Here is a 13681-nt window from a genome sequence, read left to right as displayed (position 1 = left end):
TCACCTGCTTTTTGCGTTAATTTCATCGGCCGTTCGTCACTAGCCCATCTACATGACACTCCTGATAGCGTTCGCTGTCCTCTCCATCCTGGTTTCGTTCATCTGCTCCATTCTCGAAGCCGCGCTGCTCTCTCTCACGCCCAGTTACATCGCCCAGCAGAAGGCCGACAAACCTCAGCTGTACGAAAGGCTGAAAGAGCTCAAAGACAAGATCGACCAGCCGCTGGCGGCCATCCTGACCCTCAACACCGTGGCACACACCGTTGGCGCGACCGGCGTTGGTGCGCAGGTGGCAATCGTCTTCGGCGACGGTTACCTGGGTATCGCCTCGGCGGTCATGACCCTGCTGATCCTGGTGCTTTCGGAAATTCTGCCGAAGACCATCGGTGCCCGTTACTGGCGCGCCCTGGCGCCCGTTCTGCCGGGCATGCTGCGGGCGATGATCCTGCTGCTCAAGCCGTTCATCGTCATGTCGGACCTGATCATGCGCCTGTTCGGCGGCAAGGAGCCGGAGCACGACATCCGTCAGGAGATCAAGGCGCTGACCCTGCTTGGCCGCGAAGTCGGCAAGCTCGACGAAGATGAGCATCGGGTGATCAGCAATATCCTCGACCTGCACGAGATTCGCCTGCGCGACATCATGACCCCGCGCATCGTCTGCGAATCCGCCGCACCGGACGAATCCATTGCCACCTTCAAGACACGCGCCAGCGAGAGCCAGTTCTCCCGCTACCCGGTCATCGGTGAAGACGAATCGCCGCTGGGCGTGGTGTTCCGCTATGACGCCCTGGCCGCCGAGAACGATGGCGAGCCGATCACCCAGATCATGAAGCCGCTGAAGGTCGTGCCGGAAAGCATGAACGTGGAGAACCTGATGACCCTGATGATGCAGGAACGTCAGCACATGTGCCTGGTGTACGACGAATTCGGCAGTTGGCGCGGCCTGGTGACCCTGGAAGACATCATGGAAACCATCATCGGAAAGCCGATCCTCGATGAGACCGATGACATTCCCAATATGCGCCGCTTCGCCAAGCGCCGCTGGGAGCACCGCATCAAGGCCATCCGCGAGGACTGATCACCAGTAGTTCTCCACCGCCACCTGACCCGGTCTGCGGGTCAGGCTCAGGTTGAGGCCGCGCGCTTTCAGACGCTGGCGAATATCGTCGATCATCTGCGGGTTGCCGCAGATCATCACCCGCGAATGCTCGGGCGTCAGTTGCAGCCCGGCAGCGCGCTCCAGCTCGCCGCTGTCGAGCAGATCGGTGATCCGCGCATGCAGGCAGCCCGGCGCCTGTTCGCGGGTAACCACCGGCAGGTAGGTGAGCTTGTGCGCGAACTCGGCCAAATGCTCCAGTTCAGCGAAGCTTCTGATCAGCGGCTGATAGGCCAGCTCGGCGCTGGTGCGCGCGCTGTACACCAGCACGATGCGCGCGAAGCGCTGCCACACCTCGAAGTCCTGCAGGATCGACAAAAATGGCGCGATGCCGGTGCCGCTGCCCAGCAGCCACAGGTCGCGGCCATCGACGAAGCGATCCAGGGTCAGGAAGCCGGTGGCCAGCTTCTCCACCAGCAGGCTGTCACCAACCCGCAGACGGCTCAGCTCGCGGGTAAATTCGCCGCCCGGCACCACGATGGAGAAGAACTCGAGAAACTCGTCATGCGGCGCGGACACCAGCGAATAGGCACGCCAGACCACTGAACCATCGACTTTCTCGACACCGAGACGCACGAACTGCCCGGCGCGAAAACGAAAGCCCGCATCCCGCGTGGTACGCAGGGTGAACAGGCTCGGCGTCAGGCCGTGCACCTCGAGCAGCGTCTGACGGGTGAACTTGTCGTCACTGACGGTCATAATCGCCTCCTCCTTTGAATACCTGCCCAGTCTGGCGCAATCGACCGCCGACAAACACCGAAGGTTTGCATGCCTACTCTCGACACACCCTTCGCCAGCCTTGATCATCTGCAACGCCAACCGCACCAGCCTAACGAGCCGCTGCAAGCCTTCGACGCAGCCGATGAATACCTGCTGGCTCATCTGCATGAGCACGGCATCGAAGCCGGTAGCCGCGTGCTGCTGCTCAATGACAACTTCGGCGCCCTCGCCTGCTCGCTGGCCGGGCACTACCAGGTGACCAGCAGCAGCGATTCGCACCTGGGCTTTCTCGCCCTGCAGAAAAACCTCGCCAGCAATGGCCTGAGTAGCGACACAGTCACTTTTTTGCCGAGTAGCGAAACGCCGCAAGGGCCGTTCGACTGGGTGCTGATTCGCGTGCCCAAGACCCTGGCGCTGCTGGAAGAACAACTGATCCGCCTGCACGGCCAACTGGCGCCGGGCGCTCGGGTGATTGCCGGGGCGATGATCAAGCACCTGCCGCGCGCGGCGGGCGATCTGCTGGAGCAATACATCGGCCCGGTGCAGGCCTCGCTGGCGGTGAAGAAAGCCCGCCTGCTCAGCGCCACGCCTGAGGCCAAGGCCGCGCCACGCTCGCCCTACCCGAGCCGCTATCGCCTGGATAAACCGGCGCTGGAGCTGGTTAACCACGCCAACGTGTTCTGCCGCGACGGCCTGGACATCGGCACCCGCGCCTTACTGCCGCACCTGCCACGCCATCTCGACGCACGCCGCGTCGCCGATCTGGGCTGCGGCAACGGCGTGCTCGGCATCGCCTACGCGCTGGGCAGCCCGCAGGCGCAACTGACGCTGGTGGACGAGTCCTATATGGCCGTGCAGTCGGCGCAGGAAAACTGGCTGGCGGCGCTCGGTGAGCGAGCAGTGATGATCCGCGCAGGCGACGGCCTGGCCGAGCAGCCGGCCGACTCGCTGGATCTGGTGCTGTGCAACCCGCCGTTCCATCAGCAGCAGGTGGTCGGTGATTTTCTCGCCTGGCGCATGTTCCAGCAGGCCCGCGCGGCACTGGTGACCGGCGGCGAACTGTGGATCGTCGGCAACCGCCACCTGGGCTATCACGCCAAGCTGGCGCGGCTGTTCCGTGGCGTCGAGCAGGTGGCGGCCAACCCGAAGTTCGTGGTGCTCAAGGCGAGCAAGTAAGCCACCTACAAGGTCAGGGTAAAGCGCGACAGCAATGCCCCCGGCAGCGCCATCGAGCCGGTCTGCCGGGCGCCGTAGGTGCCGCCGGGCAGCAGCAGTTCGGGCTCGCGGGTCAGGGCTTCGAGTTGCGGGCCGAGGCAGTCGAACAGCGAATCATCGAAGCGCATGGTGTTGACCGGCGCCTGGATCTGCCCGTCCTCGACCCAGAAGGTGGCAAAGCGGGTCATACCGGTCAGGCGCCCGGCCGGCAGGTCGGAGAAGTTGCCATACCACAGGTTACCGATATACAGACCCGTGCCGAGGCGCTGCAGCACCTCGCGCTCATCCAGATCACCGCCGTGCATGTGCAGTGACAACGGGTATTCGCCGCGTCCGGCACCATTGGCGGTCAGGCCGTACTCGGCAGCGCTGCGCGAACTGACCAGGCGTTCGCCAGGACGGCCACGATCGATCAGGCGCAGCGGCTGGCGTGGCCCCTCTGCCGTGAAGGCCGGAGCCAGGCCACCTTCGATACGCTCGTCCACGGTCACCTGGGTGTTGAGTTCGGCCTTGCCGCCGAACAGCCGCTGCAAGGGGCTGCCGCCCGAAGCCAGCGCCTGCGCACCGAAGCCCCAGCAGCATAGGCTGACCAGCTCTTCCAGCGCTGCCGGCGCCAGATAGGCGCGATAAGCGCCCGGTTGCAACGCCTTGGCCGGACGGCCGAGAAACGCCAGTTGTTGTCGCGCGCTGTCGAGATTGCGGGCGAACGCCTGAGCGTCCCACTGCTCACCGGCATAAGCGCTTTTCACCGCCTGGCCGTTGCCGTGAAACAGACTGAACTCGAAGTTGAAGCTGCTGGCGGCATACCAGCCGAAAGCGCCCCAGGAGCTGGCGAAGCCCTGGTACTGCGGCCCCAAGGCGAGAAAGCCGACCAGATCCAGGCCAGCCGCCGCAGCGACGATCTGCTGCGCCATGGCCGCGCTATCCAGCGCAATCGCTTCGCCCATGGATTCGCTGCGCCAGGCCTGACGATTCAGGCGCAGATACGGATCCTCGCTCAGAGTTGGCAGCATGCCACGCAGGCGCTGCAGCGCTTGCAGCAGCAGGGGTACATCTTCATCGAGCACACCACTGAGCGCCAGCTTGTGCTCGGCATGGCGCTGGCCCTGGTACAGCGACAAGGTGACGTAGACCTGCTGCACCTGCCCAGCCTGACGCACCTGCCCCTGGTTGAAGCGGATAAAGCTGGAAACCTCGGCGCCGTAGACCAGGGTAAAACCCTCCTCGCCCACGACTTGCGCCTGCAAATACTCCAGCAACGCGGTGAAATGCTGACGAGCATCCATCAGGCCGCCCCTCCAAAAACGTCGATATCGGCGAATACACAGGCCGGCGAGGCATGCCCGACGCGGATCACCTGATTGGGTTCGCCCTTGCCGCAATAGGGCGTGCCCATCACCTCGAAGGTGCAGGCGTCGCCGACCGCCTTGAGGTTGCGCCAGAAGCCCGAGCTGATGCCGCGATAATTGGGATTCTTCACCACGCCCTTGAGTTCGCCGTTTTCGATCAACTGGCCCCACTCGCAGCCGAACTGGAATTTGTTGCGCGCATCGTCGATCGACCAGGAGCGGTTGTTGCTCATCAGGATGCCGCGCTCGATGCCGCCGATCAGCTCGGCCAGGCTCTGCTCACCCGGTTCCAGATTGAGATTGGCCATACGGTCGATGGGCGGTCGATTCCAACTGCAGGCGCGGCTGTTGGCGACACCCGGCAGCCCGCTGCGCCACTGCGACAGCGCACCGCCGAGCGGACGCTGAAGGATGCCATCGCGGATCAAGTATTCGCGCTGCGCTGGGGTGCCGTAGTCGTCATGGCGGTAGCTGGCCAGCTCGCCTGGCACACCCGGATCGAAGGTCACGTTGAGCAATGGCGAGCCGTACTGGTAATGACCGAAATCCTCCTGGCGAATGAAGCTGGTACCGGCGAAGTTGCGCTCGTCACCGAGGATGCGGTCCAACTCCAGCGGGTGGCCGATGGATTCGTGAATCTGCAGGATCATCTGATCCGGCATCAGCAGCAGATCGCGCGCACCGCTTGGCGTGTTGGGCGCCAGCAGTAGTTGCAACGCCTCGTCGGCGATACGCGCAGCGCTGCCGATCACGCCCAACTGCTGCAGCACCTCGGCACCACCCTGCCGCGCCAGATGGGTGCCGCCGAAACTGCGGCTCTGGCTATCTCGATCATCGCTGGCGGTAACACCCACTTGCGGAAAGACATAGCGCTGGGCACGACGCAGGCAAGCGCCTGCGCTGTTGAGGTAGATCTGCTCGTGATCGGTAAAGGTCAGCCCAACATGGCTATCGACCAGACGTGCATCGCGGGGAATCAACGCCGACTCGGCCATCAGCAACTCGAACCAGTGCGCGGCACTGGCCAGCGGCTGCTGGTAACCCGGCATCACATCATCGGCCTGTTCGGCAGGTTGCGGCAGGTCAACGAGGCTCAACAGGTTATGCCCGGCCAGTGCGCGAGCCATCTGCTCGGCTCGCTCCAGCGCGGCCTGCAAGCCGACCTGGCTGAGATCGCTGGTGGCCGCATAAGCTTCGACACCGCCAATGCGCACGGTGAGCATGGCACCGCCATCGTCAACGAAAGAAGGCACCTGCGCCACATGCCGCCTCACCCAGTAGGATTCCCGGCTCTCCTGCACATAACGCAGCGAGCAGAAGTCGGCGGTGGATTTCAGCGCAGCAAAACGCCGCTGCAGAGTGTCGCTAAGGGCGAACATCGGGCCTCCCGGATTGCGGAGAAAGGAGGCCAGTATGGGAACAAGCGGGGGTGACGGATCAACCAGGGTTCAGCCCGGTGTACCCAACCCCGCCGCACTCATGAACTGGCGCAACAGCCAGGCCACCACACCCAGCGCAGTGACGCTGCAGGCCCAGATCAGCACCAGCCACACCAGACGCTGCCACAGCGGTTTCTTCTCTTCGGTTTCGGTCATGGCTGCGTTCTCAGTGATAACCATCATCCACCGTCACCTTGCCGCGAAACACGTAGTAGCTCCAGGCGGTGTACATGAGAATGAAGGGGATGATGAACAGCGCGCCCACCAGCATGAAGCCCTGGCTCTGCGGCGGCGCGGCGGCATCCCAGATGCTGATCGACGGCGGGATGACGTTCGGCCACAGGCTGATGGCCAGGCCGCTGTAACCCAGGAAGATCAGCACCAGGGTAAGGATGAACGGCGCGTAGTGTGCGTTATCGGCCACGGCCTTGAGCAGCGCCCAGGTGCACAGCAGCACCAGTAGCGGCACCGGCATGAACAAGAACAGGTTGGGCAGGCTGAACCAGCGCTCGGCGATATCCGGGTGAGCCAAAGGCGTCCACAGGCTGACGATGCCGGTCACGCCCAGCAACACCAGCACCAGCGGCCGCGCCATATCGTGCATTTGCTGCTGCAGGCGCCCCTCGGTCTTCATGATCAGCCAGGTGCAGCCGAGCAGCGCATAGGCAGCGATCAGCGCCAGGCCGCAGAACACCGAGAACGGCGTGAACCAGTCGAAGGCACCGCCGGCAAAACGCCGGTTGACCACCTCGAAACCATCGATATAGGCGCCCAGCGCCACGCCCTGGAAGAAGGTCGCGGTCAGTGAGCCACCGATGAAGGCCTTGTCCCACAGATGGCGTTTGGCGGCCTTGGCCTTGAAGCGGAACTCGAAGGCCACCCCCCGGAAGATCAGCCCCAGCAGCATCAGGATCAGCGGCAGGTACAAGGCATCGAGCACCACCGCATAGGCCAGCGGGAAGGCGCCGAACAGCGCCGCGCCGCCCAGCACCAGCCAGGTTTCGTTGCCGTCCCAGACCGGCGCCACGGTATTCATCATCACATCGCGCTCGCCGTCGTCACGGACGAAGGGAAAGAGGATGCCGATGCCCAGATCGAAACCATCCATCACCACATACATCATCACACCGAAGGCGATGATCACCGCCCAGATCAGCGGAAGGTCGATACCCATGTTCAGTTCCTCTGCGGCAAGGTGTCGGTTTCGCCATCGTCCAGGCCTTCTTCGGCAGCCGACAACGGCCGTGCCGGCGTACGCGGCTGACCAGGGCCACCGGACGACACTTCCTTGCCTTCATCGAGCGTCGGCCCCTTGCGCACCAGACGCAGCATGTAGCCGATGCCCGCACCGAACAGGACGAAATACACTACCACGAACAGCACCAGGGTGATGCCCAACTGCGTCGCGCTGTGCCCGGACGAAGCATCGGCGGTGCGCATCAGGCCATGGATGATCCACGGCTGGCGGCCGATTTCGGTGGTGTACCAGCCGGCGAGGATGGCGATGATGCCGCTCGGCCCCATCCATACCGCCAGGTGCAGGAACGGCCGGCAGGTATAGAGCCGGTCGCCGCGACGCAGCCAGGTGCCCCACAGGCCAACGAAGATCATCATCAGGCCCATGGCAACCATGATGCGGAAGGTCCAGAAGACGATGGTGGAGTTGGCCCGGTCTTCCGGCGGGAAGTCCTTGAGCGCCGGCACCTGCTTGTCCAGGCTGTGGGTGAGGATCAGGCTGCCGAGTGCGGGGATCTCCACCTTGAAGCGGGTTTCCTCGCGCTCCATATCCGGCCAGCCGAAGAGGATCAGCGGCGTCGGCTCGTCACCGACATTCTCCCAGTGCCCTTCAATGGCTGCGATCTTGGCCGGCTGGTACTTCAGGGTATTGAGGCCGTGCAGATCGCCAATGAAGGCCTGCACCGGCGCGACGATCAGCGCCATCCACAACGCCATCGAGAGCATCTTGCGGATCGCCGGGTTGTCACGCCCGCGCAGCAGATGCCAGGCCGCCGAGGCGCCGACGAAGAAGGCGGTAGCCAGGAACGCCGCCGTGGCCATATGCGCCAGGCGATAGGGGAACGAGGGGTTGAACACCACGGCGAACCAGTCCACCGGAATCACTCGCCCGTCGATGATCTCGAACCCCTGCGGTGTGTGCATCCAGCTGTTGGAGGCGAGAATCCAGAAGGTCGAAATCAGCGTACCGATGGCCACCATCAGCGTGGAGAAGAAGTGCAGGCCCGGCCCGACGCGATTCCAGCCGAACAGCATGACGCCGAGGAAACCTGCCTCGAGGAAGAACGCGGTGAGCACTTCGTAGGTCAAGAGCGGCCCGGTGACCGCCCCGGCAAAATCGGAGAAGGCACTCCAGTTGGTGCCGAACTGATAGGCCATGACCAGGCCGGAAACCACGCCCATGCCGAAGTTGACCGCGAAGATCTTCGACCAGAAGTGGTAGAGATCGCGGTACAAGGTATTGCCGGTTTTCAGCCACAGCCCTTCGAGCACCGCCAGGTAACTGGCCAGGCCGATAGTGATGGCCGGGAAGACGATGTGAAAGGAAATGGTGAAGGCAAACTGGATTCGGGCGAGATCAAGCGCCTCTAGACCGAACATGTGGTGTCCTCATTCAGGGTTATCTTGGCCCCGGCACGCAAAGCCGAGCCACAGACTCCAGGTGTTGGAGTCACACGAGCTGAAATTGTTCTTATGACATGCAGTGCAGCCGAACGGCTGCCAGATTAAGCGCGACGTGCGGTATTGATTTGAATCAATGTTGCAATGAAAGACTAGCGGCTAAAGGCGCAACAGGCGCTGTGGTGATTTGCCGCGCGACAGGCCACCACAGCACGGCTCCGACGAGCAATTGCTGAAGAGGCGTTGCAGCAGACGCCGCCTGCTGGGGCATGCCGGGCATCTACCCCTCGGTGAGCGAGCGCATGGGCGGCATGTCGTCGCTCGGATCAGGCCTGGCGTCGGTTGTCATTCGTCAACGACGCTCATCCGAAGAACAGGCCAATCAGCTCCTGCTTGCAGCGCACAACGTTCGCGCCGAAGCTATGCGGCTCGACAGGAGCCGCACCATGAACATCGCTGCACTCACCGCGCGCATGCACGCCATTCGCGACCACAACGACTGGCGCCGTTACCAGAGCCCGAAGAACCTGGCCATGGCCGCCAGCGTGGAAATGGCCGAACTGGTGGAAATCTTCCAGTGGCTGAGCGAGGAGCAATCCCGCCAGTTGCCGCCTGAACAACTCGCCCATGCCGGCCAGGAAGTGGCCGATGTGGTGCTCTATCTGCTGCAACTGTGCAGCGAGTTGGGCATCGACATGAACCAGGCGGTGCTCGACAAGCTCGCCGACAACGAACGGCGCTTCCTCACATGAGCGACCGCCACTTCGACGAACTCGCCACCCGCTTCGCCGAGAGGATCTACGGCGGCGCCAAGGGTGCCATCCGCCTCGCCGTGCTGCAGGCCGACCTAGCCGAAGCGCTGCCGGATCGTCCGCTGCGCGTACTCGACGTGGGCGCCGGGCTCGGCCATATGAGCCTGTGGCTGGCCCAGCGTGGCCATCAGGTCACCCTGGCTGAGCCGGCCGAACCCATGCTCGAAGGCGCGCGTCAGCGTTTCACCGAAGCGGGTCAGCATGCCACCTTCATCCAGGCGCCCTGGCAGGAACTGCCCGGCCAGTTGCAGGAGCCCTTCGACCTGGTGCTGTGCCACGCCGTGCTGGAATGGCTGGCCGAGCCGGCCGCCATCCTGCCGGTGCTGCACCAGTTGACGAACAAGGGCGGCTGGCTGTCGCTGGCCTTCTATAACAAGGACGCGCTGATCTACCGCAACCTGCTCAAGGGCCACTTCCGCAAGCTGCGCAAGGCGCAGTTCGCCGGCGAGAAACAGAGCCTGACGCCCCAACAACCGCTCGACCCACGCGAACTGGCCACGCAACTCGCAGCCTACTGGCAGGTCGAAAGCCGTAGCGGCGTGCGCGTATTCCACGATTACATGCCGCAGCCATTCCAGGCCAAGGCCGAACTGATCGACCTGCTGGAAATGGAGCTGGCCCATCGGCGTCACCCCAGCTTCGAGGGGCTGGGCCGTTACCTGCACTGGATATGCCGGCCGATCTGAACGCGTTGGACGAAGCCAGCAAGCCGGCGTAGCCTGAAACCACCCGGGATGTCGCGCGCGACCACGGAGACCACCATGCGCACCGTCATAGCCATACTCATCCTGCCGCTGCTGGCCGCCTGTCAGAGCCAGAATCCCTACCGCGCCGAATCGCTGCCCATACCACCAGCCCCGCCGGAAGCGGCCACCACCTTCGACCGCAGCGCCTACCCGGCCGCACCGCGCGATTACGGCCGTTATCGCAGCTGGAGCTGGCTGGACGGCCAGGCGCCCAGCAGTGAACTGGCCGACAGCGTCAGCGCCGGCCTCGACCAGTATGGCCTGCGCCCGGCGCTCAACGGCCCCGCTGATGTGCTGGTCAGCGCCCGCATCAGCCAGGAAACCCGCCTGCGCCAGTATCAGGACAACGTCGGCGGCTACTACGGCACTGGCAGCCACTGGGATCGCCATTACGGCGCCTATGGCAGCGTGCCCATCGTGCGCACCTACGAACAGAAAGTGGCCGTGGTACGCCTCGAACTGATCGACCCGCGCGACCGCCAGGTGGTCTGGTCCGGCAGCGGCGAGGCCCTGGCCGGCAAGGATCAGGCGGCGCAGGCCGAGGCCATGCGTGAGGCCATCCGCAGCGCGCTAAACGGCTACCCACCCCATTGATCGACCGCCTCGGAGAGCATCATGCGTACCCTGCCCTGCCTGTTTCTTGCCCTGCTGCTCAGTGGTTGCGCCAGCGTCAGCCTGGAGCGCGACTTCGACCCCAGCCGCGATTTCGCCGCCTACCGCAGCTGGAGCTGGATGGACGACAAGCTCGCCTACCAACCCGACGACGCACGGCTGAAGAGCGATATCACCGAAGCGCGAATCAGCCAGGCCGTCGCCGAGCAGCTCGAGCAACGCGGCCTGCGCCAAGCAGCTGACGGCAAGGGCGACCTGAAAGTGCAGAGCGTGCTGATCGTCGACGAGCGTCAGGATCAGATCACCACCCAGTACGGCGGTGGCTGGGGCGGCTATTGGGGAGGTTACTGGGGCGGCCCGGCCTTCACCGAAACGCGCCGTGTGGACTACAAGGTCGCGACGCTGCAGATCGACTTGTACGACGGCAAAGACGGCAAACTGGTCTGGCGCGGCAGCGGTGAACAGGTCATGCGCAGCCAGCCACCGACACCGGCAGAGCGCGAACGGGCGATCCGCGAAACCGTCACCCAGGTGCTCTCGCAGTATCCACCGCGCTGAACAAGGACCGCCCCGTTTGAACGCAAACCTGCAACACCGCCCGGCCACGGCCACCGACCTCGGTGACGTGGCCGGCTTCCCGCAGAACGTCGATGAACTGTTCTTCTGCTACCCCAAGGCCATCTGGCCACTCAACGTCGGCCAGCTCGCTGCCGCCATTGCCGAGCGGCGTGAAAGCACCGTGGTGGAACTGGCTGGAAAAGTCGCCGGCTTCGCCAATTTCTACCAATGGCAGCACGGCGAATTCTGCGCCCTCGGCAACCTGATGGTGGCACCCTGGGCACGCAGCCAGGGCGTGGCTCAGCACCTGGTGGAAGTGATGGAGCAGATCGCCCACGAGCGCTACAAGGCGCCGCTGATGAAGGTGTCCTGCTTCAACGCCAACGCTGGCGGCCTGCTGCTCTACACGCGTCTTGGCTATCAGACCGTCGGCATCGTCGAACGCCGCGCCCCGGATGGCAGCCGTGTCGCCCTGGTGCAGCTGGAAAAAAACCTGTCGTAACGCCTTACCCCGTTTCCCTCGTTGGAGTTATTTATGAACCACATCAGCGGCTGGCTGCTGGCCCTGCCCTTCCTCGCCGGCGCGGTGCTGCCTCTGCAGGCCGGTATCAATGGCCAGCTTGCCCGTCACCTGTCCAGTGTCTTCGCCGCCGCGCTGATTTCCTTTGCCGTTGGCAGCCTGGCGTTACTGCTGATGACCCTGAGCCAGCGTGAAATGCCTGGCCTCGGTGCGCTCAAGGAGCTGACCTGGTGGCACTGGAGCGGCGGCCTGCTCGGCGCTTTCTTCATCGCGACCGCGGCCTTCGCCGGGCCGCGCGTCGGGGCACTGCTGTTCATGGTGCTGGTGATCGCCGGACAACTGGCCATGGCCATCACCCTCGATCATTTCGGCTGGGCCGGTTTCCGAGAAAATCCGATCACCTTCGGCAAGGTGGCAGGCCTGCTGTTGATCGTCGCCGGGATATGGATGATCCGTCGCGGCTGACGGGTGGCCACGAATACTGGCAAATGGACACTCCAGGTATCACGAAAAGGCGCTATGCTCAGGCATGCATTTTCTGTGATCACAAAAAGCCCCGTGGAGAAGGTTCTGACGTCGCCTGCGACGGCCCGGAGGTGGCCGCCAGCGGTGACAGGCCGAAAACGATGCCCGACGCCGAAGTACCGCGCCAACCCAATACCTTCGCCCTGTGGCGCGAAGTGGATGACACCCGCATCCGCACGCGCCTTGGTGGTTTCTTCTATTTTCTGGCCTGGCTGCTGACCTGGGCCTTCAGCGCAGCGCCCGGCAGCCTGATGTTCAGCGGGGTGCTGGGCTGCCTGCTGTTCGCCGCACTGCTGGCCGCGCGACTGCTGCACCGCCCTGACGGCCTCGAAAGCCCCGAGCAGTTGCAGCGCTGGCTCGACCGTCACTGGGGTCTGATCCTCCTGACTTCGTTGTGCTGGGGCCAGGCCCATGCGCTGGCGGTGTACAGCGATGCCTACAACGACTCGGAAATGATCGCCACACTGGCCACGGTGGCCTTCGCCACGGCGATGACCTTCAACTTCGCCATGCGCCGCAGCCGCGCACTCCTGGCGCTGGCCCTGCTCTACCTGCCGGGCCTGGCAGTGATGGCGCTGAACTGGCAGCAGAGGCACGCGATGCTGATCACTCTGATCTTCTATCTCAGCTATCTGATTCTGGTATTAGGGCGTAACCATCGCGAGTACCGCGCCACCATCAATCTGGAGCTCAAGCTGCTGGAGCAGCAAAGCCAGTTGGACCTGCTCAGTCGCACCGACAGCCTGACCCAGCTCGGCAACCGCTATCAGTTCAATAACCTGTTTCCCAGCCTGGTGGCCAATGCAGTGCGCCAGGGCGAGCCGCTGTCGCTGGTACTGATGGATATCGACTTCTTCAAGAAGGTCAACGACGAACACGGCCACGTCGGTGGCGATACCTGCCTGAGCGCCTTCGCCGAACGCATGCGCAAGGTGTTTCGCCGCGATGCCAACGCACTGCTACGCCTGGGTGGCGAGGAGTTCGGTGTGCTGCTGCCGGGCACCACACTGGCCCAGGCCTGGGATCTGGCCGAGCACTTTCGACAGGAGCTGGAGGTAGAAGGCCTGCAGTTGTACGATCAGCGTCTGGAGCTGACAACCAGTCTCGGCATCGGTTGCTTCAGCAACAGCCATGACGCCGATGCCGACGCCTTCTTCAAGCGCGTCGACAGTGCGCTATACCGCGCCAAGCGCGAAGGCCGTAACCGTCTGGTTGCGGCAGATCACTAAAGCGCGCTGGCGTTAAGATCACGTACCAATTTAGGTAGGGTGCAGCGGGGCTGCCCAGGCGGCGCACACCAGCGTGTTCCGGAGGGATAAGTGGTGTGCACGGCATCTTACAAAGCCCATCACGACTAAAGGCGGAACTTGCCCATCTACCCGGTTAGACCAT

Annotated in this window: 15 protein-coding genes; 9 read left to right on the top strand and 6 right to left on the bottom strand. The window is 63.7% G+C overall.

What is annotated here, in order from left to right:
- Nucleotides 1-52: 52 nt before the first annotated feature.
- Nucleotides 53-1078: a CNNM domain-containing protein gene (locus J7655_RS03695; RefSeq protein ID WP_230926621.1), complete on the top strand. Its 1026-nt coding sequence runs from the start codon at nucleotides 53-55 to the stop codon at nucleotides 1076-1078.
- Here the strand turns inward: J7655_RS03695 and J7655_RS03690 are convergent, their stop codons facing one another.
- Nucleotides 1079-1855 (bottom strand): ferredoxin--NADP reductase, encoded by a 777-nt coding sequence (locus J7655_RS03690; protein ID WP_230926620.1) that lies wholly within the window; start codon nucleotides 1853-1855, stop codon nucleotides 1079-1081.
- A 69-nt stretch (nucleotides 1856-1924) separates the two neighbouring features.
- Here J7655_RS03690 and J7655_RS03685 point away from each other — a divergent pair, with 69 nt between their 5' ends.
- On the top strand, nucleotides 1925-3052 hold the full coding sequence (locus tag J7655_RS03685; protein ID WP_230926619.1) for a methyltransferase: 1128 nt from the start codon (nucleotides 1925-1927) through the stop codon (nucleotides 3050-3052).
- A gap of 5 nt (nucleotides 3053-3057) precedes the next feature.
- Here J7655_RS03685 and J7655_RS03680 read toward each other — a convergent pair whose 3' ends face one another.
- The 5 genes from J7655_RS03680 to J7655_RS03660 all read right to left on the bottom strand — a co-directional run bounded on the left by J7655_RS03680 (nucleotide 3058) and on the right by J7655_RS03660 (nucleotide 8495).
- Nucleotides 3058-4377 carry a TldD/PmbA family protein gene (locus tag J7655_RS03680; protein ID WP_230926618.1) on the bottom strand — a complete coding sequence of 440 codons (1320 nt, stop codon included), beginning with the start codon at nucleotides 4375-4377 and terminating at the stop codon, nucleotides 3058-3060.
- Nucleotides 4377-5819: a TldD/PmbA family protein gene (locus J7655_RS03675; protein ID WP_230926617.1), complete on the bottom strand. Its 1443-nt coding sequence runs from the start codon at nucleotides 5817-5819 to the stop codon at nucleotides 4377-4379. The genes J7655_RS03680 and J7655_RS03675 overlap by 1 nt, the downstream gene beginning before the upstream one ends.
- A 69-nt stretch (nucleotides 5820-5888) precedes the next feature.
- Nucleotides 5889-6035, bottom strand: a complete 147-nt coding sequence (locus J7655_RS03670) for a DUF2474 domain-containing protein (RefSeq protein WP_230927659.1) — start codon at nucleotides 6033-6035, stop codon at nucleotides 5889-5891.
- Nucleotides 6036-6045: 10 nt separating this feature from the next.
- Nucleotides 6046-7053, bottom strand: a complete 1008-nt coding sequence (cydB, locus tag J7655_RS03665; RefSeq protein WP_230926616.1) for a cytochrome d ubiquinol oxidase subunit II — start codon at nucleotides 7051-7053, stop codon at nucleotides 6046-6048.
- Between the two features lie 2 nt (nucleotides 7054-7055).
- Nucleotides 7056-8495, bottom strand: a complete 1440-nt coding sequence (locus tag J7655_RS03660) for a cytochrome ubiquinol oxidase subunit I (protein ID WP_230926615.1) — start codon at nucleotides 8493-8495, stop codon at nucleotides 7056-7058.
- Between the two features lie 467 nt (nucleotides 8496-8962).
- On the opposite strand from J7655_RS03660, the gene J7655_RS03655 reads away from it, so the two are divergent.
- From J7655_RS03655 to J7655_RS03625, 7 genes are all read left to right on the top strand, one after another.
- Nucleotides 8963-9268: a nucleotide pyrophosphohydrolase gene (locus tag J7655_RS03655; protein WP_230926614.1), complete on the top strand. Its 306-nt coding sequence runs from the start codon at nucleotides 8963-8965 to the stop codon at nucleotides 9266-9268.
- The gene (locus J7655_RS03650; protein ID WP_230926613.1) at nucleotides 9265-10014 is read left to right on the top strand and encodes a methyltransferase domain-containing protein; all 750 of its coding nucleotides are present in this window, start codon (nucleotides 9265-9267) and stop codon (nucleotides 10012-10014) included. The genes J7655_RS03655 and J7655_RS03650 overlap by 4 nt, the downstream gene beginning before the upstream one ends.
- A gap of 75 nt (nucleotides 10015-10089) precedes the next feature.
- Entirely contained in the window at nucleotides 10090-10668 is a 579-nt protein-coding gene (locus J7655_RS03645; protein ID WP_230926612.1) for a DUF4136 domain-containing protein, read from the top strand.
- 18 nt (nucleotides 10669-10686) lie between these two features.
- The gene (locus J7655_RS03640; protein ID WP_230927658.1) at nucleotides 10687-11244 is read left to right on the top strand and encodes a DUF4136 domain-containing protein; all 558 of its coding nucleotides are present in this window, start codon (nucleotides 10687-10689) and stop codon (nucleotides 11242-11244) included.
- A gap of 16 nt (nucleotides 11245-11260) precedes the next feature.
- Complete coding sequence (locus J7655_RS03635; protein ID WP_230926611.1) at nucleotides 11261-11746, top strand: GNAT family N-acetyltransferase; 486 nt, start codon at nucleotides 11261-11263, stop codon at nucleotides 11744-11746.
- A gap of 33 nt (nucleotides 11747-11779) precedes the next feature.
- The gene (locus J7655_RS03630) at nucleotides 11780-12229 is read left to right on the top strand and encodes a DMT family transporter (protein ID WP_106732596.1); all 450 of its coding nucleotides are present in this window, start codon (nucleotides 11780-11782) and stop codon (nucleotides 12227-12229) included.
- A gap of 161 nt (nucleotides 12230-12390) precedes the next feature.
- On the top strand, nucleotides 12391-13518 hold the full coding sequence (locus J7655_RS03625) for a GGDEF domain-containing protein (RefSeq protein ID WP_230926610.1): 1128 nt from the start codon (nucleotides 12391-12393) through the stop codon (nucleotides 13516-13518).
- The last annotated feature ends 163 nt before the right edge of the window (nucleotides 13519-13681 follow it).

This window comes from Pseudomonas wenzhouensis (assembly GCF_021029445.1).
Classification (GTDB): domain Bacteria; phylum Pseudomonadota; class Gammaproteobacteria; order Pseudomonadales; family Pseudomonadaceae; genus Aquipseudomonas; species Aquipseudomonas wenzhouensis.
Note: the sequence above shows the minus strand (reverse complement) of the source record. Positions and strands in the feature narration are given on the sequence as shown.

Excerpts from the sequence above, each read along its gene's own strand:
- J7655_RS03695 (WP_230926621.1), top strand. The coding sequence starts at position 53 with ATGACACTCCTGATAGCGTTCGCTGTCCTCTCCATCCTGGTTTCGTTC.
- J7655_RS03690 (WP_230926620.1), bottom strand. The coding sequence starts at position 1,855 with ATGACCGTCAGTGACGACAAGTTCACCCGTCAGACGCTGCTCGAGGTG.
- J7655_RS03685 (WP_230926619.1), top strand. The coding sequence starts at position 1,925 with ATGCCTACTCTCGACACACCCTTCGCCAGCCTTGATCATCTGCAACGC.
- J7655_RS03680 (WP_230926618.1), bottom strand. The coding sequence starts at position 4,377 with ATGGATGCTCGTCAGCATTTCACCGCGTTGCTGGAGTATTTGCAGGCG.
- J7655_RS03675 (WP_230926617.1), bottom strand. The coding sequence starts at position 5,819 with ATGTTCGCCCTTAGCGACACTCTGCAGCGGCGTTTTGCTGCGCTGAAA.
- J7655_RS03670 (WP_230927659.1), bottom strand. The coding sequence starts at position 6,035 with ATGACCGAAACCGAAGAGAAGAAACCGCTGTGGCAGCGTCTGGTGTGG.
- cydB (WP_230926616.1), bottom strand. The coding sequence starts at position 7,053 with ATGGGTATCGACCTTCCGCTGATCTGGGCGGTGATCATCGCCTTCGGT.
- J7655_RS03660 (WP_230926615.1), bottom strand. The coding sequence starts at position 8,495 with ATGTTCGGTCTAGAGGCGCTTGATCTCGCCCGAATCCAGTTTGCCTTC.
- J7655_RS03655 (WP_230926614.1), top strand. The coding sequence starts at position 8,963 with ATGAACATCGCTGCACTCACCGCGCGCATGCACGCCATTCGCGACCAC.
- J7655_RS03650 (WP_230926613.1), top strand. The coding sequence starts at position 9,265 with ATGAGCGACCGCCACTTCGACGAACTCGCCACCCGCTTCGCCGAGAGG.
- J7655_RS03645 (WP_230926612.1), top strand. The coding sequence starts at position 10,090 with ATGCGCACCGTCATAGCCATACTCATCCTGCCGCTGCTGGCCGCCTGT.
- J7655_RS03630 (WP_106732596.1), top strand. The coding sequence starts at position 11,780 with ATGAACCACATCAGCGGCTGGCTGCTGGCCCTGCCCTTCCTCGCCGGC.
- J7655_RS03625 (WP_230926610.1), top strand. The coding sequence starts at position 12,391 with ATGCCCGACGCCGAAGTACCGCGCCAACCCAATACCTTCGCCCTGTGG.